We start from the raw sequence: 23,861 nt of genomic DNA, 5'->3' as shown, positions 1-23,861 counted from the left end.
CCCAATTGCATTGCCCAACGGGGTGCGCAAGCACTGTAGTGCTACGCGCCTTTGCAGCAAATCAGTGCGGGCGTGCCATGCGTTCGTGCGTGGAGGGCGGCGCGCACAAGGCAGCCATGTGTCGCGCGAACGTCGGCGAGGTAAGCGCGGTTTTACGAGGCCGGCGCCGGCACTAGCGGGTGCCGAATACCACGACGGTCTTCCCCTTGACAGAGATATGACCTTGTTCGCTGAGGGCTTTCAGGACGCGTCCGGCCATTTCGCGTGAACAGCCGACGATACGTCCCAGTTCCTGACGGGTCACCTTGATCTGCATCCCGTCGGGATGGGTCATGGCATCCGGTTCCTTGCACAGTTCCAGCAGGGTGTGGGCTATGCGGCCGGTAACATCCAGGAATGCCAGGTTGCTGACCTTGCGGCTGGTTTTGCGCAGGCGGGTAGCCAGCTGGGCAGTCAGCTCCAGCAGGATATCCGGATCTTCCCTTGCCAGGGAGCGGAAGCGGGCATAGCTGATTTCGGCCACTTCGCATTCGCTGCGGGTCCTGATCCAGGCGCTGCGGTTGACATGCTCGCCGAACAGACCCATTTCCCCGAAGAATCCGCCGGCATTAATGTATGCCAGCACGATTTCGTGGCCGTCCTCATCCTCGATCAGCACGCTGACCGAGCCCTTGACGATATAGTAAAGGACGTCCGGCTGATCCCCGGCGTAGATGATTACGCTCTTGCTCGGGTACTTGCGCCGATGGCAATGTTCCAGGAATCGCTCCACGCACGGGTTGCCTGCCCGGCCGGGGAGGATATCGTCGTCTACGTAGGGAAGAGTAAGTGTTTGCATGGACTCTATATCGGGCCGGGCGGCGCCACCTTTAGGCATTTTCAGCAGCTGATAATCGGGGCGGGTTCTGTGATAGGCTTCCCATTTTTCAGGCTGGGTTGCGGGCATGAAGGCACGGGTTAAATGGGTGGAGGCGGCAACCTTCGTAGGGGAATCCGGCAGCGGCCACGCCGTGGTCATGGACGGGCCGCCCGAAGGCGGGGGGCGTGATCTGGGCATCCGGCCCATGGAAATGCTGCTGCTCGGCATGGGTGGCTGTACGGCCTACGATGTGGTGCATATCCTGAAAAAGGCCCGGCAGCCGGTAACGGACTGCGTGGTCGAACTTGAGGCCGAGCGCGCGGCCAGCGAACCCAAGGTATTTACCCGCATACACGTGCACTTCGTGGTAACCGGTCACGAGTTGCCGGAAAAGCAGGTTGCCCGCGCTGTCGAGCTGTCGGCCGAGAAATACTGCTCAGCCTCGATCATGCTGGGCAAGGTGGCCGAGATCAGTCACGACTACGAGGTCCGTGCGGCAGCGCCAGCCTGAGGTCTGTCCGACAGTGGCTGTTGGCCTGCATGATCCCGTCGCCGGTGATCCGGTCCGGCTCCGGGCCTGGAGTGTTTCTAAAACCGTGCAATGTTGCGATAATGCCCCCTTCCTGGATGCGCCATGCCGGTGCGCGACCACCGCCGTCGCATCCGGCATTTCTTAGTCCAGGCCGACCAACACCCGCCGAGCGCTGATTTGCCAAAACCTAAGCGAAGCCAGACCAATGCGTAAACTCAAGCTGCACGGGTTTAATAATCTGAGCAAGACGCTCAGTTTCTACATCTACGACATCTGTTACGCACGTACCCGCAAACAGCGTCGTGAATACATCGAGTACATCGACGAAGCCTACAATGCAGACCGCCTGACCGACATACTCTCGGATGTGGCGGATATCATCGGTGCCAATATCCTGAACATCGCACGCCAGGACTACGATCCGCAGGGTGCCAGTGTCACGATGCTGATCTCGGAAGAGCCGGTCACTTCCGAGCAGCTGTCGAATACCGAGTCGCCGGGGCCGCTGCCGGAGTCGGTGGTGTCGCATCTCGACAAGAGCCATATCACGGTGCATACCTATCCTGAGAGTCATCCGGACAACGGCATCAGTACCTTTCGTGCCGACATCGATGTCTCTACCTGCGGCCGGATTTCGCCGCTGAAGGCACTCAATTACCTGATCCACAGCTTCGAATCCGATATCGTGATTCTCGATTACCGCGTGCGCGGTTTCACCCGCGACATGCGCGGGCGCAAGCATTTCATTGACCACAAGATCGACTCGATCCAGAACTACCTTTCGAAAGACACGCTCGAGCGCTACCAGTTGATCGACGTGAACGTCTATCAGGAAAACATCTTTCATACCAAGATGCGCCTGAAGGACTTCGATCTGGAGAACTACCTGTTCGGCGATGCCAAGGAAGATCTGAGCACCGCCGAGAAACGCCAGATCAGGGCCCGCGTCAATAAGGAAATGCTCGAGATCTACTACGGCAGGAACGTGCGCGGCAGGGGGCGCTAGCGCGGTTGGCGGGTGCGCGCCCGGCCCGGATAGCTGGCCGGGTTCTAAATACGATAGGCCAGCGTCGTCATAATCCGTGATGTCAGCGTCATCATACGTTTGACCGGTGTCGGCAGGCGGGTTCCGCCGGCGCTGATGGCCGTGTCACGGTGCTTGCCTTCGTCGACTTTCATCTGCTCCACGATGGCGCGTGACTTTCCATCATGCTCGGGCAGGCGCTGCAGGTGACCTTCGAGATGCCTGACGACCTGTTGCTCGGTTTCCGCCAGAAAACCCAGGCTCCACCTGTCGCCCAGTAGTCCGGAGCATGCGCCGATCGCGAGGGAACCCGCGTACCACAGGGGATTGAGCAGGCTGGTGCGGCCGCCGAGCTCGTGGATGCGCCGGCTGCACCAGGCCAGATGGTCGTTCTCCTCCAGCGCTGCCTGCTGTAGCTGGTCGCGCGTTGCGCGGCCGCGGGCGGTCAGGGCCTGCCCCTGATACAGCGCCTGGGCGCATACCTCGCCGGCATGATTCACACGCATCAGGCCCAGGCATTCGGCCTGTTCCACCGTCGTGAGTTCCCCCGCCTGGGCCGATTCGGCCGGGTCCGCCCGTCCGGAACCCTGCGGTTCTCCGAACACGGTCCGTAGTGCCTGGTCTGCCTGGAGGATGATCTCATCGACAAGGGTGAGTCGGCGCTGCATCATGCGCACCAACATAGCATGACGCGCGCCGCCTGTCCCGGGTGGCATGGCTTCCCGTGTCGGCAGGGACACGGTATTGTTCGTGGCATGTCCTACTATCGTTATCACGTCTTTTTCTGCACCAACCTCCGCGCGGACGGCAGTGCCTGTTGTCAGCGGCACGATGCGCAGGCGCTGCGAGATTACGCCAAGCAGCGCAGCAAGGAACTCGGGCTGGCCGGGCCGGGCGGGGTGCGTATCAATACTGCGGGATGTCTGGACCGGTGCGCCGAGGGCCCGGTCCTGGTGATCTATCCAGAGGCCGTCTGGTACACCTACCTGGACCGCGAGGATATCGACGAAATCATCCAGGAACATCTCGTCAACGGTCGTATTGTCGAGCGTTTGCTGATCTAGCCCAGTGCCTGGCGCGCATCGCCTGCTGTGCGGGCAGCCTGCAAAGGGTGTGGCACTTCCCCTGCCGGCTCTGTAAAAACAATATCTATCATTCAGTTATGTGCTTTCTTTCAGCGCCGGGGGGGTGCGACAGAATGTCGCTTGACAGCCTTAACGGTATATTAGAAAATACTTACACGCTGATTGGCCTGCCCCCCCTATTTCGGCCGGTCAGCGCTCCTCCACCTCCCCCCAAGGAGGTTTCTCTAGCGCGGCTCCCAAGCCGCGCTTTTTTTTGTGTACAGCCTGTCAGGGCGCGGCCCGTGCCTGGTCCGCCTTGCTTGTATGTTCATGCCGATTTTTGTAACATCCCCGCTCTTTGATTTACGCGGTCCAGAGCAAGACTCATGAACACATTTACAGCAAAACCGAACGAAGTGAATCGTGACTGGTATGTTATTGATGCAAAGGGGAAAACCCTTGGACGCTTGGCGAGCGAGGTCGCTCGGCGCCTGCGCGGCAAGCATAAGCCCATCTACACCCCGCATGTCGATACCGGCGATTACATCATCGTGGTGAATGCCGACCAGGTGCACGTCACCGGTCGCAAGTTCACCGACAAGATGTATCACCACCATACCGGTTACATCGGTAATCTGAAGTCGGCCAGTTTTGCCAAGATGCAGGAGCGTGCGCCGGGCCGTGTGATCGAGATTGCCGTCAAGGGCATGTTGCCGAAGAACGCGCTGGGTCGGGCCATGTATCGCAAGCTGAAGGTGTACAGCGGACCCGACCACAAGCATGCGGCGCAACAGCCGAAGGCGCTCGACTTTTAACGCAACCAGGATTTTTTTCAGAGTGGCCGGTGGCCGCCGCGTAACAGGAATACCAGCATGAGCGAAACCTACTACAGTACCGGACGACGCAAGACCTCCACAGCGCGCGTGTTTCTGCGCAAGGGCAGTGGCGGTATCACCGTGAACAACCGTCCGCTCGACCAGTATTTCGGTCGTGAAACCGCGCGCATGGTCGTGCGGCAGCCGCTGGAAACGACCAATATGACCGACAGCTTCGACATCCAGGTCACTGTCAGGGGTGGCGGGATGAGCGGACAGGCCGGCGCTATCCGGCATGGCATCACCCGTGCCCTGATGGAATACGACAACGAGCTGCGTTCGCCGCTGCGTCGTGCCGGCTTCGTTACGCGCGATGCACGTCAGGTCGAGCGTAAGAAGGTCGGTCTGCACAAGGCGCGTCGTGCGCCGCAGTACTCCAAGCGTTAACGCGTGCCCGCTTGATGGCGGATCGTCTAACGGCAGGACAGAGGACTCTGACTCCTCTAATCTAGGTTCGAATCCTAGTCCGCCAGCCATAAAACGAAAGGACCCGCAAGGGTCCTTTCGTTTTTCCGGGTGCGGCAGTTTGATGGGTGTCAGGCTTGCCGGGCAGGGTGTGGCCCTCAATCAGGTCGGTGTCGTCACGGGAAAGCCGTGCTCGTTTTCGATGCGTGCGCAATGGTGGCAACGATAGTGGCGCTCATCAACGTGTGCGACCGGGGTCTGCAGTCCGCGCTGCGGCTGATTGCGGTTGCTGGGTGTACCTGCGGCGAGTGTCGTGGCGGCGGGGCGCTGTATTTAGTTGTTGCGTGGCGTTCGAGGCGCACGCGCGAGCGGCAGGGGGCGGATGCCATCGGAAGGGTGGCGTTGGCGTTATACCCCGCCGCCGCGGCCTGATGTGTCGGGCGGCGCTCATGTCTTGGCCAATATCCGACTGTTACCCCTATATATATGGTATAGCCTGTATACTTTCTACAACATATATCCATGTTTGATGCGCATCGGCTACCGAGAGATAGCCGGATCCGCATGCGTAAATGAAATATTCGCATGATTTCAGTGGTGTATCAGAGGGCATGGTTTGTTGCATGCATGCTACATAATCGCAACATGTGTAGTTTTTTTGAAAATACATGTTGCATTTCTGCATTTGGTTGTTGTAAAGTGCGCCCGTGCAATGACAACACCCACGATTTTTAACCATTCAACTTTAACTTTGTTAAGGGGAATATCATGATCAAGAAAATTCTGCCGACGATGATCGGTGCTGCGCTGGCCGGTGGTATGACGGCTGCCGCTGCCGACGTTGCCATCTTCGGTCACATCGACGAGGCCCTGCTGTATTCCGACGTCAGCCCGAACACTGCTACCCCGGGCTTTGACGGCAAGGACACCAACCTGGTCTGCACCACCTGCTCCATCGGTTTCAAGGGCAGCGAGGACCTGGGCAACGGTCTGAGCGCGATCTTCTCGCTCGACTTCCAGTACGACATCAACAACCGCAACCAGGCCAGCAGCGGCACCAACTCGGTGCTGGATCGTGACCAGTGGGTCGGTCTGGCCGGCGGCTTCGGCAAGGTCCGCGTCGGCACCATCTCCACCGGCTACAAGTCGCACGGTGCCATGCTGGACCCGGGCTACCGCACGGTTGCCCAGATGCGTGACCACGGCATCCAGTCCAGCCTGCACAGCGGTGCCGGCGAGGAAGGCCAGGGTCGTGCCACCAACACCTTCCGTTGGGACAGCCCGGACTACAGCGGCTTCAAGGCGGTTGTCACGTACACGGTCGACTCCAACGAGGGTGACGGCGAAGACAACAATCCTTGGGGCGTCGGCGGTAGCTACGAGAACGGCGGCATCCTGGTGTTCGCTGACTACCTCACCAACGGCCGCGGCGGCGATGACGATGCCTGGAAGGTCGGCGGCAAGTACAGCATGAACAACTTCGCTGTCTTCGCCCAGTACGAGTCCGACGGCGGTCTGATCAGCCAGTCCGAGAATGGTTTTGTTTCCAACAACACCATTAACGGCGCCGATGTCTGGATGGTTGGCGGTTCCGCCACCTTCGGCAGCAACACCGTCTATGCCGCTTATGGCCAGGGCGACGACGACAACAACCCGTCGTTCGATTCCGGCTATGACGCCTGGGAGCTGGTTGGCGTTCACAGCATGAGCAAGAACACGCTGGCCTACGCCGGTTACGTCAACAAGAACGAAGACGACCCGACCGGTGTCGAGCGTCAGCACTTCACGGTTGGCATGAAGCACAAGTTCTGATCGGCGGTATCGATCCGAGCAATGAACGGGGCCTGCGGGCCCCGTTTTTTTGGATTGCATGGTTGCCGTTGCTTGCGCGGTGCCGGGTCGGGCGGCGTGGCATGCGCTCAGGCCGGGATTCTGTCGGTGAAGATTCCGGACGAAGACAGCGCCTTGGCGGCCGGAATGCGCCATGTTGTAAATATCCAACAGCTGTAGAAAAAATGTTGCATTGGCCGGGTCGAATGCGATAAATTGCCCGGCCATAAGGTATTTCATTCAAACCAGCGGCGCTTGCTGCGCCCAGCGGTGGAGGGGAGTCATGATGAACAAGAGAATGCTGCCGGCTGCGGTCGGCGTGGTGCTGGCTGCCGGCGTGTCGGTGGCTGCGGCTGATGTTTCCCTGTTTGGTCATATCGATGCGAGCGTGCTCGGCTTGGACCAGGACGGGGGCACGGATGACATCAATTTCAGGTGCACCACCTGCTCCATCGGCTTCAAGGGCAGCGAGGACCTCGGCAACGGCCTCAAGGCCATCTTCATGCTGGACTGGCAGTACGACATCTTCAACCGCAACCAGGCGAGCTCCGGCACCAACTCACTGCTCGATCGCGACCAGTGGGTGGGTCTGTCCAGCGAGGCGCTGGGCAAGCTGCGCGTCGGTACCATCTCCACCGGCTACAAGTCGCACGGCGCGATGATCGATCCGCTGTATCGCACCGCGCTGCAGGGTCGTGATCGCGGCCTGCAGTCCGCACTGCACAGCGGCGCCGGCGAGGAGTTGCAGGGTCGCGCCACCAACACCTTCCGCTTTGACAGTGCCGACTACAGCGGTATCAAGCTGGTCGCGCACTATACCCTGGACTCGAACGAGGGCGACGGTGAGGACAGCAATCCTTACGGTATCGGCGCCAGTTACGAGAACGGCGGGATGCTGGTATTCGCAGACTGGGAGAATAATGACCAGAGCGGTCCCGCCATGAAGGCCGGCTGGAAGGCCGGCGGCAAGTACACCATGGGCATGTTCGGGGTGATGGGGCAATACGAGCATGTTGATGACTCATCGACCTGGAACGACGATGTCACGATCTGGCATCTGGCCGGTACGGTCAGCCTGCTCGGGTTCGACGCCTATCTCGGATACGGCAAGGGTGACAACGACGACAACGGTGCCGACTACACGGCCTGGACGCTGGCGGTAAGCCACAACTTCAGCAAGAACACCATGGTGTACGTCGGTCACAGCCAGGTTGATTGCGATGCCGGAACGGCGGGCGCGGCGCTTTCCGCTTGCAGTGGCGTGCCGACCGGACGTGGCGAGGACGACATGACCGCATTCGGTATCAAGCACAAGTTCTGAGTGCCACCTCCGCGGTTGCAGCAAAAAAAGGGGCCGGAAGGCCCCTTTTTTTGCCTGCGCATAACCGAACTTGAATATGCGCCTCTGCTGCAGGCGGGATGCATTGTGGCAGGAGCATTTCATTTGCGCGAACCGGAATGCCCGTCTTGCGCGGAGTCAGTCCGCACCTAGAGCTACCCGCAGGTGCGTAGGGGGTGTCGGTTGAGCGAATGTAGTCGGCGCGCTGTACCGGCGCGAGCTTCCGGGCCAGAACAGGCGCGGCAGCAGTCCGCCCCTACAGCTGCTTGATGCCGTCCGGCGTGCCCAGCAGCAGGACATCGGCCGGACGCAGCGCGAACAGACCGTTGGTCACAACGCCGGGTATATTGTTGAGATCCTGTTCCAGCCTGGCAGGTTCCATGATGCGCAGGTTGTGCACATCCAGGATGTCGTTGCCGTTATCGGTGACAAAGCCTTCGCGCCAGACCGGCTGGCCGCCGCGCTTGACGAGCTCGCGGGCGACCATGCTGCGTGCCATGGGGATGACTTCTACCGGCAGCGGGAAGGAGCCGAGCACGTCGACCAGCTTGCTGCCGTCGGCGATGCAGACAAATTTCTCGGCACATGCTGCGACGATCTTCTCGCGTGTCAGCGCGCCACCGCCGCCCTTGATCAGTTGCAGGTGGTGATTGGATTCATCCGCACCGTCAACGTAGATGGATAGTTCTCCGGCGGCGTTCAGATCCAGAACCGGAATGCCGTGTGCGGCGAGCCGTTCGGCGCTGGCCTTGGAGCTGGCCACCGTGCCGTCGATCTTGTGCTTGATGCCGGCGAGGTGATCGATAAAGTGATTGGCGGTCGAGCCGGTTCCGATGCCGATGATGGTGCCGGGCACGACATACTCGAGCGCCGCTGCGGCCGCCATTTTCTTCATTTCGTCCTGTGTCATGAGGGTGCTCCAGATCGGGATTGCCTTTGATAATACCCGCGCCGTGCGACGATGTCATTGGCGCCGCCCGGCATCCGGCGGTCTCTGGGCAAGCCGCAAACGACCTGCTACTGTACACGGCATGCTTGATCGCTACCTGCACATGATACGCAATGCCCGGGTCTACGACGTCGCCGTGGAATCCCCGCTGGAGTTCGCCGAGCGGCTCTCGCGCCGCTGCGGCAACCGGATCTGGATGAAGCGCGAGGAGCTGCAGCCGGTGCATTCCTTCAAGCTGCGCGGCGCTTACAACAAGATCACCGCGTTGCCTGAGTCGGAACGCGCGCGCGGGGTGATCGCCGCCTCAGCCGGAAATCATGCCCAGGGCGTGGCCCTGGCGGCGCGGCGCCTGGATATCAGGGCGCTGATCGTGATGCCCCGCACCACGCCGAGTATCAAGGTGGAATCGGTCCGCGACTACGGCGCACACATCAAGCTGGTTGGCGACACCTACGACGAAGCCTACCAGTTCGCCGCGCAACACGCCCGCGAGAAGGGCATGGTCTTCATCCACCCCTATGACGATCCCGAGGTGATCGCGGGACAGGGAACCATCGGACTGGAGGTGCTGCGCCAGCACCAGTCCCCGCTGCATGCCGTCTTCGTGCCGGTCGGTGGTGGCGGCCTGATCGCCGGCATCGCACTGGCGGTCAAGGCGCTGCGTCCCGAAACCCGGATTATCGGTGTCGAGCCGGACGAAGCGCCGTGCCTGTTCCAGGCATTGCAGCACGGTCGTAGGATCAAGCTGCCCCAGGTCGGCATCTTCGCGGACGGTGTCGCGGTGCGGCAGGCGGGCAAGGAACCGTTCCGCATTGCGCGCAAGTATGTGGACGAGGTCATGACCGTGACTACCGACGAGATCTGTGCGGCCATGAAGGACATCTTCGACGACTGCCGCGCTGTGGTCGAGCCGGCCGGGGCGCTCGCGGTCGCGGGTATCAAGAAGTACATCGAGGTCAATGGTGTCAATGACGTCGCCATGGTCGCTATCAACAGCGGTTCCAATATCAACTTCGACCGTTTGCGGCACGTTGCCGAGCGGGCCCAGATCGGCGAGCAGCGCGAGGCCCTCCTGGCAGTCACGATTCCGGAGCAGCCGGGCAGCTTCCGGCGCTTCTGCCGGGCGATCGGTAAGCGTGGCATCACGGAATTCAACTACCGTTTTGCCGATCCGCGCCAGGCCCACGTCTTTGCGGGGGTCCAGCTGCAGGACGGTGATAGTGAGCGTCATGCCCTGGTAGCCGAGCTGCGTGCGCAGGGCTACCCGGTTGAGGACCTGACCGACAGCGAAATCGCCAAGCTGCACGTGCGCCACATGGTGGGCGGTCGTGTGCCGGGATTGAAAAACGAGCTGCTGTTTCGCTTTCAGTTCCCGGAGCGTCCCGGTGCCCTGTTGCAGTTCCTCTCTTCCATGGGCAGGCGCTGGAACATCAGTCTGTTCCATTATCGCAATCACGGTGCGGATTACGGTCGGGTGCTGGTGGGCATACAGGTGCCGAGGGAGAGTCGCAAGGATTTCCGGGATTCGCTCGAGAAGCTCGGCTATGTTTACTGGGAAGAGACGAACTGTCCGGCGTACAAACTCTTTCTCGGCAACGACTGACCCTGCTGCGGGCCGACCTTCGGCCGCGCTGGCTGGAAGGCGCGCTGCGCTGTTGTCTGTTCTCGCAGCAACATTCCATGGCGGCCTGCTGGTGGTCAATCCGGCTCGCGCTGCAGGATGCATCTCAAGTGACCCCCTCGGTGTGATGCAGGCTGCCGTGCGTTCATTGCGCCCGGGTGCGACGAAGCCGGAGTGATGCCGCAGGTCTTGCACTTACCAGTATGCAGGGCCCGCTGGTGTCCGGGTGACTGGTGTCAAGGTTGTGCTCCGCGTGTGCATGCGTGGCATCGAAATAAAAAAAGCCCGGGAATCCCGGGCTTTTTGGTGTTTGCTGGAACCCGCCAGGCGGGTTCCATGCAAACGTGCCGCACTTAGGCTTTCTTGCGAGTGGCCTTCTTGCGCTTCGGAGCGGCCTTCTTCCGCTTCGGAGCAGCCTTCTTCTTCGCAGCTGCCTTCTTGCGCTTCGGAGCGGCCTTCTTCCGCTTCGGAGCAGCCTTCTTCTTCGCGGCTGCCTTCTTGCGCTTCGGAGCGGCCTTCTTCCGCTTCGGTGCTGCCTTCTTCTTGGTAGCAGCCTTGCGCTTCGGAGCGGCCTTACGCTTCGGTGCAGCCTTACGCTTCGTTGCAACCTTCTTCTTGGTTGCAGCCTTCTTCTTTGTAGCCATAACAAACCTCCATTACATTAAATTGCCCAAGCCGAGTATAAACAAACGATTACAAAATACCAGTTTTTTGTTATTGGAAATGTTGCGTTGATTGTTGCTTGTTTCATCATGCAACGATGCTGCATCTCAAAAACAAACTCAATCGAGCAAGTGTTTCGGCATGTTTGCGACATGCTTGAATTTTTTGCTTGTATAGACCTGCGAGATGCAATTGTGTGTCGTATCGTGCAGTGTCTTGCACGCACAGTGCGCGTCACTTTGTTCATGATGTTTGCATGGTCACGATGAGCATGCGTGCAGTGCATGTCATCGTTGCGTGCACTGCACGATGCAGATGTGCATGTGCTGCTGCAGCGGTTGTTGCGCGCGTCGCGAAGGTGCTGTCGGCGTGCTTGCGGGGGTGCGCGCGCGGCGTCTGCGGGGCGGTCCGCCGGGGTGACGCATTGCGTCACCTGCGGTCGGTATAGTTAACACTCGGTTGCTGGAAAGGATCGTCGCGCATCGTGCGGGATTCTTGCCGAGCCCTGGATATCAAATGTAAAAACAATAAGATAGGATCTATTGACTTTTGTTTCCACACCTGTTTGTGAAAAATTCCGACACTTTCTGACGCTGCCGACGGAGGCCTGAAAGCGGCGCTTACCGTGACGACTCGAGTGTGAGGATGTAGTTCCACTGCGCTGCATCGAGCGGCATGACAGACAATCGATTGCCGCGCCGGAGTAGCGGGAGGTCGGACAATGCGGCGTGGGTTTTCAACTCCGCGAGCGTGATGATGCGCTTGAGCTTCCGCACGAACCGCACGTCCACCATGTACCAGCGCGGGCTGCCGGGATCGCTCTTGGGGTCGAAATATTTCGCCCTCGGATCGAAGGCCGTGTGGTCCGGATAGCCGCCGCGGACGATCTTCATGATGCCGACGATGCCGGGCTCCTTGCAGTTCGAATGATAGAAGAAGGCCAGGTCACCCGGCTGCATGTCATCGCGCATCATGTTGCGTACCTGATAATTGCGCACCCCTTCCCATTTGTCCGTTCGGTTCGGCATCCGCTTGAGATCGTCGATGCCGAACACGTCCGGTTCTGATTTCATCAGCCAGTGGTGCATGAGAACTCCTGCCTGGTGTTGTTAAAAAGATACAGTCTGCTGCAAGACAGGCTGCCGGATCGCTGCGTTACGGCCGGAAATGCCGTACTCCTGTCTCAGTCGCGACTGCGTCGAGCGGTACATCCCAGGGTGCAGCGGTGATGTGCGGTTGCTGCTGGAAAGCATAGGCGATGCCCAATAGCAGCGGTTTGCGCCAGTGGCTGCGTGCCTGCAGGAATGCGAAGGTGCGATCGTAGAACCCGCCGCCCATCCCGATGCGGTGTCCGCTGTCATCGAATGCCACGAGTGGGGTCAGCACCAGGTCCAGAGCAGCGGGCCTGACGAGTTCCGCCCGATCGGGTTCGGGGATGCCGTAGCGGTTGTGCACGAGGCGGCTGGCGGGTGTGTAGCGTGCAAACCAGAGCCGGTTGCGGGTGAATGGCACGAGTACTGGGAGATAGACGCGCTTGCCCAGCGACCACAGGCTTTCGATCAGGGGATGCGGATCCAGTTCGCCGTCGGCGGCAAGATAAGCGGCTATGTGCCGGCAGGTCAGGGTCAGCCGGTCTCGCCGCACGGCATGGGCCAACTGCGCGGCGCGGTGTCTGGCCTCGGCCGGGGGGATGGACCTGCGTCGGGCGCGGATATCCTGTCGTAGCGCGCGGTAGTCAGGCATGGTGTTCCCGGATGGGCGCGGGGTGGGGGAGGCTAGCAATAATATAAGGGGGGCATCCTCCGCTCGTGCCGGTGTCGCTGTTGCCCTTGAACCAAAGGTTCAAGAGGGGGACGGCAGTGATGCCTCAGGCTCTCCGCGCTTGGCGGATGTGCACACCGGCACCAGCATGAGTCCCCTGAGATGGTGATTAGGCTCAAGGGGATCTCAGCGACTATCGAACACAGCAGGGGATGCCCGAAACCAACGGGTCAACGGCCATGCCGTTCTAATTCAGCTCCGGCTGACGCAACTTCGCCAGCGCTTCTTCGATTCTGTTGTTCAGCCTGTTGAGGCGGGCGCCGGCCGTGCGCGACAGGTCTGTCCCGTCGATGCCGAGGTCGATGGCATCGTGGGCGATATTCAGTCCGGCCATGACCGCGATGCGATCGATACCGACCACCTTGCCGCCGGCCCGAATCTCCTTCATCTTCTCGCTCAGGTATCTGGCCGATGCCCGCAGCGCTTCCTCTTCGCCATCCGGACAGGCAACGATGTACTCCTTGTCCAGAATCGTGATCTTGACTGCCTCGCGGCTCATATCCCGGTCTCCAACGATTTCAACCGGGTCACGATGGCATCGACGCGGTGGCGTACCTGGTCATGCTTTTCCAGCAGGCCGGCACGTTCCATGGTGAGCGATTCCTGCTGGTTGCGCAGTGAGCGGTTTTCCCGCGTCAGTCGCTCCACGACGTCGAGCAACTGCTCGACCTGGCCTTCCAGACGCACGAGTTCCTGTTCTATGCTCGGATGATCGGCTTTGCTATTCATGCGGCCAATATAGTGCTCCCGCCAGGCATGGTCAATACGGCGCCGCCGCGTCAGCCGGGCCGGGCGTGGACGTGACAGTAATTGTGCGATAATCAGCACGATAGTGTGTTGAATGCCCAGCGTGGGCGCGGAGGCGACAGGTGAACGAAGCGGCGACATGCAGTTATGCGGAGCTGGACGGAAGTTTGCGGGCGGCCGGTGCACCCAGCAACGCGGCCGAGGCGCACGGACTGCTCTGCGGCCTGCTGGTGGCCGGCGGGAGCGCGCAGGACAGCGGCTGGCGTAGCCATCTGCTGGGCGCAGGCAACACCCAGAGCGCGTCGGCGCAGGCCTGTAACGAGCTGCTTGACGAGTTGCACAACGGAGTCCTCGGTGAGCTGAATGACACTGAGTTCGGGTTCGGCCTGCTGCTGCCGTCCGACGAAGTGGCGCTACCGGTGCGGACCCGGGCGCTGGGTGACTGGTGCGGCAGCTTTCTCTATGGGTTGGCCCTGGGCGGTATCAGGGAGCACGCCGGGTTGCCCGCTACCGTGCGCGAGGTGATGCATGACTTTTACGAGATATCCCGTGCCGGCTTCAGCGCGGAGCCGCTGGACGAGGATGATGAGATCGCCTACGCGGAGATCACAGAGTACGTCAGGATCAGTGTGCTGCTCCTGCACGGAGAGCTGCAGCAGCCGCTACCGGCATCGGCGCGACTCCAGTAGGCGGGCAGTGCGATGATGATCCCCCGCAAGGAATATAGCAGGCGCCGCAAGCAGCTCATGCGCATGATGGGCAAGGACTCGATCGCCATCATCCCGACTTCTTCCGAGCAGGTGCGGAATCGGGATGTCGAGTACCCGTTCCGGGCGGACAGCGATTTTTATTACCTGACCGGATTCAACGAGCCGGATGCCGTAGCCGTGCTCGTCCCACGCCGCAGCCACGGCGAGTACCTGCTGTTCTGCCGTGAGCGCGATCCCGAAAGCGAGACCTGGACCGGACGCCGGGCCGGCACCGAAGGGGCGGTCAGCGAATACGGCGCCGACGATGCCTTTCCGATCGGCGACATCGACGACATCCTGCCCGGCCTGCTCGAGGACAGCGAACAGGTGTTCTACACCATGGGATCGCGGCCGGAATTCGACAAGAGCGTGCTGGAATGGGTCAACCGCATCCGGCAGGGCAGCCGCCGCGGCGCGCGCACGCCGGACAAGTTCATTGCCCTCGAGCACCTGTTGCACGACATGCGTCTGTACAAGAGCCCGGCCGAGGTGCGCGCCATGCGCACGGCGGCAAAGGTCACCTGCGCCGCCCATCGCCGCGCGATGCAGGCGGCAATCCCGGGCCAGTACGAGTACCAGGTCGAGGCGGAACTGCTGCATGCGTTCCGGCAGGCGGGTATGGTGCCTGCCTATCCCAGCATCGTCGGCGCTGGCGCCAACGGCTGCATCCTGCACTACACGCACAACAGTGCGGCGCTGCAGGACGGTGATCTGCTGCTGATCGATGCCGGTGCCGAATACGACTGCTATGCCGCGGATGTCACCCGGACCTTCCCGGTAAACGGCAGGTTCACCACGCCGCAGCGTGCGCTATATGAAGTGGTGCTGGCCGCCCAGCTCGCGGCCATCGAGCAGGTTCGGCCGGGCAACCACTGGAATGCGCCGCATGAAGCCGCGGTCAAGGCGCTGACCCGCGGCCTGGTGCGGCTGGGCATCCTCAAGGGCAAGCCGTCCGAACTGATCCGCACCGAGGCCTACCGCCGCTTCTATATGCACCGTACCGGTCACTGGCTGGGCATGGACGTGCACGATGTCGGTGACTACAAGGTGGGCGACGAGTGGCGCGTGCTGGAGCCGGGCATGGTGCTGACGGTCGAACCAGGGTTGTACATCCCGGCCGGCAGCAAGGGGGTGGCGAAGAAGTGGTGGAACATCGGCATCCGCATCGAGGACGACGTGCTGGTGACCCGCGCAGGCCACGAGGTGCTCACGGCAGCGGCGCCGAAGCAGGTGGCCGACATCGAGGCGCTGATGCTGGCCGCGCGCTCGGTGGCGTGAACGGGCCGGGTCGGGTGCGGGATGCAGGAAGCTGACATCATCATCGCTGGCGGCGGCATGGTCGGCGCATGTCTGGCATGTGCGCTGTCGGGCCAGGGGCTGCGCATCATGTCGGTGGAGGCCGTGCCCCGGGAGCGGCGCGAGGAACCCGGCTACGACGACCGCGCCATCGCGCTGGCCTACGGGACCCGGCGTATTTTCGACGGCCTCGGTGTATGGGCCGAGATCGAAGCCGCGGCCACCCCCATTCACCGCATCCACGTCTCGGACCGGGGTCATTTCGGCGCCGTCCGCATGGACCGTGGCGAGGAGGGATTGCCGGCCATCGGTTACGTCGTGCCTGCACGTGTCATCGGTCAGGTACTGGCCGGGGCGGTTGCACGCCTGGACGATGTCGAGCGCGTCTGTCCCGCCCGGGTGGTCGGCGCGGCAGCGGTCACGGACCGTGTCCGCGTTGCAATCGAGGGGGCGGACGGTGCGCAGACGGTGGCGGCACGGTTGCTGGTGGCGGCTGACGGTGCGGATTCGGTGCTGCGCGAGCAGGCCGGCATCGCCGCGCTGCAGACCGATTACGGTCAGACCGCGATCATCACCAATGTCACGGCCCAGCTGCCACACGACAACATTGCCTACGAGCGTTTCACGGACAGCGGTCCACTGGCCCTGCTGCCGCAGTCGGAAGGTCGTTGTGCCGTGGTGTGGACCGTGGCAAGCGATCAGACCGAAGCCGTGCTGGCACTGGACGATGCCGCATTCCTCGAACAGTTGCAGGCGCGCTTCGGCCAGCGCCTGGGGCGCTTTGTGCGTGTCGGCACGCGCCAGGCCTGGCCCCTGCGCCTGCTCAGTGCGCGGCAAACGGTTGCAGCGCGGCTGGCGCTGGTGGGAAATGCGGTGCACACCCTGCATCCCATCGCCGGGCAGGGCTTCAATCTCGGTGCTCGCGATGTTGCGGTGCTCGCCGAGGTGATCGTCGATGCCGTGCGTGCCGGTGCCGACCCGGGCGCGGACGCGGTGCTGGCGCGTTACGCCGACTGGCGCCGTCGTGACCATGCCAGCGTCACCGTGTTTACCGACGGGTTGGCGCGCCTGTTCACCTTGCCGCTGCCGGGCCTGGCAGCCGCCCGCAGTGCCGGCATGGTGGCGCTGGACCTGTTGCCGCCGGCAAAGCGGCTGCTGACGCGGCTGACCATGGGACGTTCCGGGCGCGTGCCGCGGTTGGCGCGCGGGTTGCCATTGTGAAGCGCGACGCCGGTTCGGGGTCGCAGCGGTTCGATGTCATCGTCGTTGGCGCAGGCATCGTGGGCAGTGCCGCGGCCTGCGCGCTGGGCATGGCCGGGGTGCGTGTGGCCGTGGTCGAGCCGCGGGAGCCGCAACCGGTCTCCGATGCGCGCATGTACGCCGTCTCGCGCGCCTCCGAGCGCATCTTCCGCGCCCTGGAGGTCTGGGCAGGCATCACGGCGCATGAATGCTGCGCCTTCACCGACATGGAAGTCTGGGATGCCGTCGGCAACGGTACCCTGCATTTCGATTGCGCCGAACTCGCGGAGCCCTGTCTGGGCTATATCCTGGCCCCGCACCATATCGTCGCTGCGCTGTGGGAACGGCTGCATGCGCTGCCGTCGGTCAGCGTTTTCTGTCCTGCCGCCTGCCAGTCCGTGCAGGCAGGCAGCAGCGCCGGTGTGGCAGTGCTCGACGACGGTCGTGAGATCGCCGCCAGTGTCGTGGTGGCAGCGGACGGCGCCGCTTCGCCGGTGCGCGGCATGCTGGGGATCGGCGTGCACGCTCTCGATTACCGCCAGAGCGCGCTGGTTGCGCCGGTGCGTACCGCGCTGGCGCACCGTAATACCGCGTGGCAGCGCTTTCTCCCGGGCGGGCCGCTGGCGTTTCTGCCCATGGCCGACGGCTGGTGCTCGATCGTCTGGACGCAGTCGGCCGCCGCGACCGGGCGTATGCTCGAGGCCGATCCGGTAGACTTTCACGCGCAGCTCGCAGCCGCCTTCGAACACCGGCTGGGCGATATCATCGAATCGGGGCCGCGCACGGCATGGCCGTTGCGGCGCCAGCACGCCGAGCGCTATGTCATCGGGCGAGCGGCCCTGATCGGCGATGCCGCGCATGCCATCCACCCACTGGCCGGGCAGGGTGTGAACCTCGGTCTGCTGGATGCGGCGGCGCTGGCCGAGGTGATTCTGGATGCGCTGCACCAGGGACGGGATCCCGGCGCGCTGCACACCCTGCGCCGCTTCGAGCGCTGGCGGCGCGCCGACAACCAGCTGATGATGGCCGCGATGGATGGCATTAACCGCCTGTTCAGTAACGCCAATCCGATGCTCGGTCAGGTGCGCAGCCGCGGTCTGGATGCCGTCAATCATGCCGGTCCGGTACGGCAGCTGTTCATGCGCCATGCCATGGGGCTGGCGGGGGACCTGCCGGCGCTGGCGCGGGGACTGCCCGTCTTGCGGACACCGAACTGAACGATGCTCCTATATATATGTGTATGTGCGCCGGTTTTGCCTCGCGCACTCCGGGTGGGGGGAATCTGGAACTCGGGCTCCGGCAGGAGTATAGTGGCGCCACGACGTAACTCTGCTGCGGGAGAGAGTGCGGCCGCAGAGGCCTGCACCGCCGAAGGCGCAACACGCCAGGAAACGCTCAGGCAAAAGGACTGTAGCAGAAGTTGACTCTGGAGAGCGGTCGACTCACGACCCACCGAAGGGGACGGGTGAGCGTGTTCCTGCACGGTTCACCTACACTCTCAGGTCACCGGACAGAGGGGCGACGGACAGGAATCTGCCGTCGCCTTTTTTTTGTTCGTCGCGGTGCCAGTTAACTGTTGGGAAGACATTTATGCCAAACCGAACGCCATTGTATGACGAGCATATCGTAGACGGCGGCAAGATAGTCGATTTCGCCGGTTGGCAGATGCCGATCAATTACGGCTCGCAGATCGAGGAGCACAACAACGTGCGCGCAGATGCCGGCATGTTCGATGTATCGCACATGACCGTGGTCGACCTCACCGGGCCGCGCACCCGTGAATTCCTGCGTTACCTGCTGGCCAACAACGTCGACCGCCTTCAGGACAGCGGCAAGGCGATGTACAGCTGCATGCTGAACGAGCAGGGCGGGGTGATCGACGATCTGATTGTGTACTTCATCCGCGACGACTTTTTCCGCATGGTGGTCAACGCCGGTACGCGTGCCAAGGACCTGGCCTGGCTGGAACAGCAATCGGTGGATTTCAGCGTGACGGTGACCGAGCGTCCGGAGCTGGCAATGATCGCCATTCAGGGCCCGAATGCCCGGAGCAAGACCCTGCCGCTGCTGCACGAAACGGTCCGCGCCGCCGCCGCCGCGCTGCAGCCGTTCTTCGGCGTCTTCGACGGCGACTGGTTCATCGCCCGTACCGGTTACACCGGCGAGGACGGTTTCGAGATAGTCCTGCCGGCCGAGGAGGCCGCCGGGTTCTGGAGCCGGCTGCGTGCCGCCGGCGTGCGTCCGACCGGGCTCGGTGCCCGTGACACCCTGCGTCTGGAGGCCGGCATGAACCTGTACGGCTCGGACATGGACGAATCGGTCAGCCCGCTGGAGTCGGCGCTGGCATGGACCGTGGCCTGGGAGCCGGCGGAACGGGATTTCATCGGGCGCCAGGCGCTTGAGGCGCAGCGTGCCGCCGGCGTGCAGCAGAAACTGGTCGGACTGCTGCTGGAAGACAAGGGCGTGTTGCGCAATCATCAGAAGGTGATAACCGGCCAGGGCGATGGCGAGATCACCAGCGGCAGCTTCTCGCCGACGCTGCAGCGTGCCATCGCCTTCGCGCGCGTTCCCCGCGACACCGGTGCCACCTGTCAGGTCGAGGTGCGGGGCAAAATGCTGCAGGCGCGTATCGTCAAACCGCCCTTCGTCAGGAACGGCAAGGCCCAGATCGCGCTGTAATCCAATTCCATTTCAACGCTACCTGAATGCACAGCGAGGCGAACATGAGCAACATCCCGGTTGAACTGAAGTACACGAAGTCGCACGAGTGGGCGCGTCACAACGACGATGGCAGCGTGACCGTCGGGATCTCCGACAATGCCCAGGACCAGCTCGGTGACATGGTCTACATCGAGGTTCCGGAAGCCGGCCAGACGGTATGCGCGGGTGATGCCTGTGCCGTGGTCGAGTCGGTCAAGGCGGCCTCCGATGTCTACGCCCCGCTGTCTGGCGAAGTCATCGAGTCCAACGGGGCGCTGGCCGACAGCCCCGAAACGGTCAACCAGGACGCCTACGGCGCTGGCTGGCTGTTCCGGATACGGCCCACCAACGCTGCCGACCTCGACCTGTTGATGGACAGCGAGGCCTACAGCGCGTTTATCGAGGCGGAGGCGCACTGAACGACGCCGGCGCTAATCCCTGTTGCGTAAGAATACCCGGAACCGATACGACCATGCCTTTCATCCCCCATACCGAATCCGATGTGCAGGACATGCTGGCCGCCATAGGCGTCGGCGACATCGAAAGCCTGTTTGACGAAATCCCCGCCAACCTGCGTACCGGCAAGCTGTCCGGAATCCCGGTGGGGATGAACGAGCAGGAGATATCGCGACTGATGCTCGAGCGCGCCGAGCGGGACGGCCGGCCGTTGTGTTTTCTCGGTGCGGGAGCCTACGATCACCACGTGCCGGCCGCGGTCTGGGAGATCACGACGCGCGGCGAGTTCTACAGCGCCTACACGCCCTATCAGGCTGAGGCCAGCCAGGGCACGCTGCAGCTGATCTACGAATACCAGACCATGATGACCGGCCTGACCGGCCTGGATGTGTCGAATGCCTCGCTCTACGATGGCGCCTCGGGCCTGGCCGAAGCGGTGCTGATGGCGATCCGCGCCAACCGCAAATCGAAATCCCACCGGGTGCTGGTCCCGAAGACGGTGCATCCCCACTATCGCAAGACCGCACGCACCATTGTGAAGAACCAGGGCATCGAGCTCGTCGAGTTGCCGTACTGCCCGCAGGGCGGTAACACGCTGCTCGAGGCGCTGGAACCCTACGCGGGTCAGGATATCGCCGCGCTGGTCATCCAGCAGCCGAACTTCTTCGGCATCCTGGAGGATGTCGACGCGCTGACCGACTGGGCCCATGCCCAGGGTGCGCTGGTGGTCGGCGTGGCCAACCCGACGTCATTGGCGCTGCTCAAGCCGCCGGGGCGCTGGGGTGGCGCAGGCGCGGATATCGCCTGCGGTGAAGGCCAGCCGCTGGGTGTGCCGCTCATGAGTGGCGGTCCGTATTTCGGCTACATGTGCTGCAAACTGGATCTGGTGCGGCAGATGCCGGGACGCATCGTCGGTCGCACGCTCGACCGTGACGGGCGCGCAGGCTTCACCCTGACTTTGCAGGCGCGCGAGCAGCACATCCGCCGATCCAAGGCGACCTCGAACATCTGCACCAACCAGGGCCTGCTGGTAACGGCGGCGACCATCTACATGTCCTTGCTCGGGGCGGAAGGGTTGCGCCGTGTCGCGCTTGCCTGCCACGAAAACACCCGTGCGCTGGTAGCCGCACTGACCGCGAACGAGGCGGTGCAGCCGGTGTTCGATCGGCCGTATTTCCACGAGGTGCCGCTGCGCCTGGCGTTGCCAGTTGACGGTATCGTGCGTGCGCTGCACGCGCACAACATCTTGCCCGGTTACGTCCTCACCCGCGACTATCCGGAACTGGGCGATGCCCTGCTGGTTTGCGCCACCGAAGTGCGCAGCGCAGCCGACATCGCAACCTATACCGATCACCTGAACCGTGCCATCGCGGCGCAGACGGTGGCCGGGTGCCCGGTACAGCCGAAGCTGGCCTGAGCGCCGGCACCGGGTTCATTCACACGAGAACAGCGGAGGTAAGTCATGGCGACAGTAACCCTGAACGGAAACGCCTGTCATACCAACGGCGAACTGCCGGCGACCGGCAGCAAGGCGCCGAACTTCCACCTGGTCGACGGCAAGCTGAACGATGTACGGCTCGCCGACTACAAGGGCAAAATGGTTATCATGAATATCGTGCCCAGCCTCGACACGCCGACCTGTGCCACATCCACCATCAAGTTCAACGCCCATGCCGCGGTGCATCATGATGCCGTGGTACTGATCATATCCTCCGACCTGCCGTTCGCACAGGGGCGCTTCTGCGGCGCCGAGGGGCTGGAGAACGTGGTCCCGCTGTCCATGATGCGTTCGCGTGACTTTGCCCGCGATTACGGCGTGCTGATCACCGACGGACCGCTGGCCGGTATTACCGCGCGCGCCATCGTGGTGGTGGATGGCGCGGGGGTGGTGCGCTATACCCAGCTGGTGCCTGAAATCGCCGACGAGCCGGATTACGAGGCGGCGCTGGCGGCACTGCGCTAGCGCCGGGGATGCCGGTGGCTGATCACTGCCGGCTGCAAGTTTCGCGGGCGTGCCCGCACCTGACATTTTGGAAAGAATGGCTATGCTGATATTCGAACACTCCCGCCCTGGCCGCCGTGCCCTGGCGCAGGCGCCGCATCAGGCTGCCGATGCCGCGGATATTCCGGCCGCCCTGCTGCGCACGGAGCCGCCTTTGCTGCCGGCAGTCTCGGAGATGCAGGTGGTGCGTCACTATACGCGCCTGTCGCAGAAGAATTTCTCGATTGATACCCAGTTCTACCCCTTGGGTTCCTGCACCATGAAGTACAACCCGCGTGCCTGTAACCGGCTGGCCATGCTGCCGGGCTTCCTCGCGCGCCACCCGCTGGCACCGGATTCGATGGGGCAGGGGTTTCTCGCGTGCATGCATGAGCTGCAGGAAATGCTGCGGGAAGTCACCGGCATGCCGGCAGTATCGCTGTCACCGGCGGCGGGTGCCCAGGGCGAGTTCGCGGGCGTGGCCATGATCCGTGCCTATCACGACGCACGCGGCGACAGCGCGCGTACCGAGATCCTCGTGCCCGATGCGGCACATGGTACCAATCCGGCCACTGCGGTGATGTGCGGTTACAAGGTGCGCGAGATCCCGACCGATCGCCAGGGCGACGTCGACCTGGAGGCGCTGCGCGCCGCGGTGGGGCCGCAGACCGCCGGTATCATGCTGACCAATCCCTCCACGCTCGGTGTGTTCGAGCGCCGCATCAAGGAAATCGCCACCCTCATCCACGAGGCCGGCGGATTGCTGTACTACGACGGTGCCAATCTGAATGCGATTCTCGGCAAGGTGCGGCCGGGGGACATGGGTTTCGACGTCATTCACATGAACCTGCACAAGACCTTTTCCACGCCGCACGGCGGTGGCGGGCCGGGCGCCGGACCGGTGGGCGTGAGCAAGCGCCTGGAACCGTTCCTGCCGGTACCGGTCGTGGGTTACGACGGTGACGAGTATTATCTCATCACCGAAGAGACCCGCCCGCAGAGCATCGGTCGGCTGTCTGCGTTCATGGGCAACGCCGGCGTGCTGATGCGCGCATTCATCTACGCGCGCATGCTCGGGCGCGAGGGCATGCATCGGGTGGCCGACTACGCGACACTGAACGCAAACTACCTGATGGCAAGGCTGGTTGCGGCCGGTTTCGATGTCGCCTTCCCCGGTCGACGCGCGACCCACGAGTTCATCGTTACCCTGAAGCGGCAGGAGAAGACGCTGGGCATCAGCGCCATGGACTTCGCCAAGCGCCTGCTTGACTATAATTTCCACGCGCCGACGACCTATTTCCCGCTGCTGGTCCCGGAATGCCTGCTGATCGAACCGACCGAGACCGAGACCAGGGAGGAACTGGACGGTTTCGTGGATGCGATGATCCGGATCCAGCAGGAGGCGGAGAGCAGCCCGGATCTTCTGCGCGAGGCCCCGCACACCCAGCCGGTACGCCGGCTCGACGAGGTCCGTGCCGCCAAGCAGCTCGATCTGGCCTGGCGTCCGGCAGCGCTAGCGGGGACGGTAACCGCATAGCGCCGGTGCCAGAGCTGCCGCCGCGGCGCGCCCGCGCGGCTCAGGCACGGTGGTGTTACAGAAATGTGCAGGCAGACGCGGTTGCCGTCTGCGGCGGCTGCCCGCTCGACGCGCAGCACCGGTAGCGGGGCGGCGCCGGGATTTCCGGAACACGCGTGCTGCACACCGCCAGTG

25 protein-coding genes, 1 tRNA gene, 1 other RNA gene and 2 riboswitches are annotated in these 23,861 nt (G+C 62.7%); of the genes, 18 read left to right on the top strand and 9 right to left on the bottom strand.

Going from position 1 to position 23,861, the window contains the following annotated elements:
• Nucleotides 1–172: 172 nt before the first annotated feature.
• On the bottom strand, nt 173–838 hold the full coding sequence (gene crp, locus R3F42_08250; protein ID MEZ5542019.1) for a cAMP-activated global transcriptional regulator CRP: 666 nt from the start codon (nt 836–838) through the stop codon (nt 173–175).
• A 106-nt stretch (nt 839–944) separates the two neighbouring features.
• On the opposite strand from crp, the gene R3F42_08245 reads away from it, so the two are divergent.
• Nucleotides 945–1,370, top strand: a complete 426-nt coding sequence (locus R3F42_08245) for an OsmC family protein (GenBank protein MEZ5542018.1) — start codon at nt 945–947, stop codon at nt 1,368–1,370.
• Between the two features lie 226 nt (nt 1,371–1,596).
• Complete coding sequence (gene speD, locus R3F42_08240; GenBank protein ID MEZ5542017.1) at nt 1,597–2,397, top strand: adenosylmethionine decarboxylase; 801 nt, start codon at nt 1,597–1,599, stop codon at nt 2,395–2,397.
• Nucleotides 2,398–2,441: 44 nt separating this feature from the next.
• Here speD and coq7 read toward each other — a convergent pair whose 3' ends face one another.
• Complete coding sequence (gene coq7, locus R3F42_08235) at nt 2,442–3,086, bottom strand: 2-polyprenyl-3-methyl-6-methoxy-1,4-benzoquinone monooxygenase (protein ID MEZ5542016.1); 645 nt, start codon at nt 3,084–3,086, stop codon at nt 2,442–2,444.
• Nucleotides 3,087–3,170: 84 nt separating this feature from the next.
• Between coq7 and R3F42_08230 the strand changes: the two genes are divergently transcribed.
• The 6 genes from R3F42_08230 (at nt 3,171) to R3F42_08205 (ending at nt 7,910) form a co-directional block, all read left to right on the top strand.
• Nucleotides 3,171–3,479, top strand: a complete 309-nt coding sequence (locus R3F42_08230; GenBank protein ID MEZ5542015.1) for a (2Fe-2S) ferredoxin domain-containing protein — start codon at nt 3,171–3,173, stop codon at nt 3,477–3,479.
• 386 nt (nt 3,480–3,865) lie between these two features.
• Nucleotides 3,866–4,294: a 50S ribosomal protein L13 gene (gene rplM / locus R3F42_08225; protein ID MEZ5542014.1), complete on the top strand. Its 429-nt coding sequence runs from the start codon at nt 3,866–3,868 to the stop codon at nt 4,292–4,294.
• A 57-nt stretch (nt 4,295–4,351) separates the two neighbouring features.
• Nucleotides 4,352–4,741, top strand: a complete 390-nt coding sequence (gene rpsI, locus R3F42_08220) for a 30S ribosomal protein S9 (GenBank protein ID MEZ5542013.1) — start codon at nt 4,352–4,354, stop codon at nt 4,739–4,741.
• Between the two features lie 15 nt (nt 4,742–4,756).
• Nucleotides 4,757–4,830, top strand: a tRNA-Gln gene (locus R3F42_08215).
• Nucleotides 4,831–5,527: 697 nt separating this feature from the next.
• Nucleotides 5,528–6,571, top strand: coding sequence for a porin (locus tag R3F42_08210; protein ID MEZ5542012.1), 1,044 nt, complete (start codon nt 5,528–5,530; stop codon nt 6,569–6,571).
• A 301-nt stretch (nt 6,572–6,872) separates the two neighbouring features.
• Nucleotides 6,873–7,910, top strand: coding sequence for a porin (locus tag R3F42_08205; protein MEZ5542011.1), 1,038 nt, complete (start codon nt 6,873–6,875; stop codon nt 7,908–7,910).
• Nucleotides 7,911–8,184: 274 nt separating this feature from the next.
• On the opposite strand, the gene rpiA is transcribed toward R3F42_08205, so the two are convergent.
• Nucleotides 8,185–8,838 carry a ribose-5-phosphate isomerase RpiA gene (gene rpiA, locus R3F42_08200; protein ID MEZ5542010.1) on the bottom strand — a complete coding sequence of 218 codons (654 nt, stop codon included), beginning with the start codon at nt 8,836–8,838 and terminating at the stop codon, nt 8,185–8,187.
• Here rpiA and ilvA point away from each other — a divergent pair.
• Nucleotides 8,762–10,480 carry a threonine ammonia-lyase, biosynthetic gene (gene ilvA / locus R3F42_08195; GenBank protein MEZ5542009.1) on the top strand — a complete coding sequence of 573 codons (1,719 nt, stop codon included), beginning with the start codon at nt 8,762–8,764 and terminating at the stop codon, nt 10,478–10,480. The two genes, rpiA and ilvA, sit on opposite strands and share 77 nt — an antisense overlap.
• Before the next feature lie 371 nt (nt 10,481–10,851).
• On the opposite strand, the gene R3F42_08190 is transcribed toward ilvA, so the two are convergent.
• From R3F42_08190 to R3F42_08165, 6 genes are all read right to left on the bottom strand, one after another.
• Entirely contained in the window at nt 10,852–11,142 is a 291-nt protein-coding gene (locus R3F42_08190) for a hypothetical protein (protein MEZ5542008.1), read from the bottom strand.
• A 639-nt stretch (nt 11,143–11,781) separates the two neighbouring features.
• A complete protein-coding gene (locus R3F42_08185; GenBank protein MEZ5542007.1) occupies nt 11,782–12,249 on the bottom strand; it encodes an EVE domain-containing protein in 468 nt (155 codons plus the stop codon).
• A 67-nt stretch (nt 12,250–12,316) separates the two neighbouring features.
• Entirely contained in the window at nt 12,317–12,904 is a 588-nt protein-coding gene (locus R3F42_08180; protein MEZ5542006.1) for a 5-formyltetrahydrofolate cyclo-ligase, read from the bottom strand.
• Nucleotides 12,905–12,956: 52 nt separating this feature from the next.
• Nucleotides 12,957–13,137, bottom strand: a non-coding RNA gene (ssrS, locus tag R3F42_08175) — 6S RNA.
• A 32-nt stretch (nt 13,138–13,169) separates the two neighbouring features.
• Nucleotides 13,170–13,481, bottom strand: a complete 312-nt coding sequence (locus R3F42_08170) for a cell division protein ZapA (protein MEZ5542005.1) — start codon at nt 13,479–13,481, stop codon at nt 13,170–13,172.
• Complete coding sequence (locus R3F42_08165) at nt 13,478–13,711, bottom strand: TIGR02449 family protein (GenBank protein ID MEZ5542004.1); 234 nt, start codon at nt 13,709–13,711, stop codon at nt 13,478–13,480. Before R3F42_08165 ends, R3F42_08170 begins: the two co-directional genes overlap by 4 nt.
• A 140-nt stretch (nt 13,712–13,851) precedes the next feature.
• Here R3F42_08165 and R3F42_08160 point away from each other — a divergent pair, with 140 nt between their 5' ends.
• From R3F42_08160 to gcvPB, 9 genes are all read left to right on the top strand, one after another.
• Entirely contained in the window at nt 13,852–14,418 is a 567-nt protein-coding gene (locus R3F42_08160; protein MEZ5542003.1) for a UPF0149 family protein, read from the top strand.
• 12 nt (nt 14,419–14,430) lie between these two features.
• Nucleotides 14,431–15,756: a Xaa-Pro aminopeptidase gene (pepP, locus tag R3F42_08155; GenBank protein ID MEZ5542002.1), complete on the top strand. Its 1,326-nt coding sequence runs from the start codon at nt 14,431–14,433 to the stop codon at nt 15,754–15,756.
• Between the two features lie 21 nt (nt 15,757–15,777).
• Entirely contained in the window at nt 15,778–16,995 is a 1,218-nt protein-coding gene (gene ubiH / locus R3F42_08150) for a 2-octaprenyl-6-methoxyphenyl hydroxylase (protein ID MEZ5542001.1), read from the top strand.
• Nucleotides 16,992–18,230, top strand: coding sequence for a UbiH/UbiF/VisC/COQ6 family ubiquinone biosynthesis hydroxylase (locus tag R3F42_08145; protein MEZ5542000.1), 1,239 nt, complete (start codon nt 16,992–16,994; stop codon nt 18,228–18,230). Before ubiH ends, R3F42_08145 begins: the two co-directional genes overlap by 4 nt.
• A gap of 108 nt (nt 18,231–18,338) precedes the next feature.
• A riboswitch (glycine riboswitch) is annotated at nt 18,339–18,434 on the top strand.
• Nucleotides 18,435–18,437: 3 nt separating this feature from the next.
• Nucleotides 18,438–18,529, top strand: a riboswitch (glycine riboswitch).
• A 74-nt stretch (nt 18,530–18,603) separates the two neighbouring features.
• Nucleotides 18,604–19,692: a glycine cleavage system aminomethyltransferase GcvT gene (gcvT, locus tag R3F42_08140; protein MEZ5541999.1), complete on the top strand. Its 1,089-nt coding sequence runs from the start codon at nt 18,604–18,606 to the stop codon at nt 19,690–19,692.
• Nucleotides 19,693–19,736: 44 nt separating this feature from the next.
• Complete coding sequence (gcvH, locus tag R3F42_08135) at nt 19,737–20,132, top strand: glycine cleavage system protein GcvH (GenBank protein ID MEZ5541998.1); 396 nt, start codon at nt 19,737–19,739, stop codon at nt 20,130–20,132.
• A gap of 53 nt (nt 20,133–20,185) precedes the next feature.
• Nucleotides 20,186–21,586 (top strand): aminomethyl-transferring glycine dehydrogenase subunit GcvPA, encoded by a 1,401-nt coding sequence (gene gcvPA, locus R3F42_08130; GenBank protein MEZ5541997.1) that lies wholly within the window; start codon nt 20,186–20,188, stop codon nt 21,584–21,586.
• 45 nt (nt 21,587–21,631) lie between these two features.
• Entirely contained in the window at nt 21,632–22,132 is a 501-nt protein-coding gene (gene tpx / locus R3F42_08125; GenBank protein ID MEZ5541996.1) for a thiol peroxidase, read from the top strand.
• A gap of 82 nt (nt 22,133–22,214) precedes the next feature.
• Entirely contained in the window at nt 22,215–23,687 is a 1,473-nt protein-coding gene (gene gcvPB, locus R3F42_08120; GenBank protein ID MEZ5541995.1) for an aminomethyl-transferring glycine dehydrogenase subunit GcvPB, read from the top strand.
• Nucleotides 23,688–23,861: the final 174 nt, after the last annotated feature.

Source organism: Pseudomonadota bacterium (assembly GCA_041395565.1).
GTDB lineage: Bacteria > Pseudomonadota > Gammaproteobacteria > UBA9214 > UBA9214 > UBA9214.
The sequence above is the reverse complement of the archived record's forward strand: the minus strand, read 5'-3'. Positions and strand labels throughout refer to the sequence as shown.

Excerpts from the sequence above, each read along its gene's own strand:
- crp (MEZ5542019.1), bottom strand. The coding sequence starts at position 838 with ATGCAAACACTTACTCTTCCCTACGTAGACGACGATATCCTCCCCGGC.
- R3F42_08245 (MEZ5542018.1), top strand. The coding sequence starts at position 945 with ATGAAGGCACGGGTTAAATGGGTGGAGGCGGCAACCTTCGTAGGGGAA.
- speD (MEZ5542017.1), top strand. The coding sequence starts at position 1,597 with ATGCGTAAACTCAAGCTGCACGGGTTTAATAATCTGAGCAAGACGCTC.
- coq7 (MEZ5542016.1), bottom strand. The coding sequence starts at position 3,086 with ATGATGCAGCGCCGACTCACCCTTGTCGATGAGATCATCCTCCAGGCA.
- R3F42_08230 (MEZ5542015.1), top strand. The coding sequence starts at position 3,171 with ATGTCCTACTATCGTTATCACGTCTTTTTCTGCACCAACCTCCGCGCG.
- rplM (MEZ5542014.1), top strand. The coding sequence starts at position 3,866 with ATGAACACATTTACAGCAAAACCGAACGAAGTGAATCGTGACTGGTAT.
- rpsI (MEZ5542013.1), top strand. The coding sequence starts at position 4,352 with ATGAGCGAAACCTACTACAGTACCGGACGACGCAAGACCTCCACAGCG.
- R3F42_08210 (MEZ5542012.1), top strand. The coding sequence starts at position 5,528 with ATGATCAAGAAAATTCTGCCGACGATGATCGGTGCTGCGCTGGCCGGT.
- R3F42_08205 (MEZ5542011.1), top strand. The coding sequence starts at position 6,873 with ATGATGAACAAGAGAATGCTGCCGGCTGCGGTCGGCGTGGTGCTGGCT.
- ilvA (MEZ5542009.1), top strand. The coding sequence starts at position 8,762 with ATGCCGATGATGGTGCCGGGCACGACATACTCGAGCGCCGCTGCGGCC.
- rpiA (MEZ5542010.1), bottom strand. The coding sequence starts at position 8,838 with ATGACACAGGACGAAATGAAGAAAATGGCGGCCGCAGCGGCGCTCGAG.
- R3F42_08190 (MEZ5542008.1), bottom strand. The coding sequence starts at position 11,142 with ATGGCTACAAAGAAGAAGGCTGCAACCAAGAAGAAGGTTGCAACGAAG.
- R3F42_08185 (MEZ5542007.1), bottom strand. The coding sequence starts at position 12,249 with ATGCACCACTGGCTGATGAAATCAGAACCGGACGTGTTCGGCATCGAC.
- R3F42_08180 (MEZ5542006.1), bottom strand. The coding sequence starts at position 12,904 with ATGCCTGACTACCGCGCGCTACGACAGGATATCCGCGCCCGACGCAGG.
- R3F42_08170 (MEZ5542005.1), bottom strand. The coding sequence starts at position 13,481 with ATGAGCCGCGAGGCAGTCAAGATCACGATTCTGGACAAGGAGTACATC.
- R3F42_08165 (MEZ5542004.1), bottom strand. The coding sequence starts at position 13,711 with ATGAATAGCAAAGCCGATCATCCGAGCATAGAACAGGAACTCGTGCGT.
- pepP (MEZ5542002.1), top strand. The coding sequence starts at position 14,431 with ATGATGATCCCCCGCAAGGAATATAGCAGGCGCCGCAAGCAGCTCATG.
- ubiH (MEZ5542001.1), top strand. The coding sequence starts at position 15,778 with ATGCAGGAAGCTGACATCATCATCGCTGGCGGCGGCATGGTCGGCGCA.
- gcvT (MEZ5541999.1), top strand. The coding sequence starts at position 18,604 with ATGCCAAACCGAACGCCATTGTATGACGAGCATATCGTAGACGGCGGC.
- gcvH (MEZ5541998.1), top strand. The coding sequence starts at position 19,737 with ATGAGCAACATCCCGGTTGAACTGAAGTACACGAAGTCGCACGAGTGG.
- gcvPA (MEZ5541997.1), top strand. The coding sequence starts at position 20,186 with ATGCCTTTCATCCCCCATACCGAATCCGATGTGCAGGACATGCTGGCC.
- tpx (MEZ5541996.1), top strand. The coding sequence starts at position 21,632 with ATGGCGACAGTAACCCTGAACGGAAACGCCTGTCATACCAACGGCGAA.
- gcvPB (MEZ5541995.1), top strand. The coding sequence starts at position 22,215 with ATGCTGATATTCGAACACTCCCGCCCTGGCCGCCGTGCCCTGGCGCAG.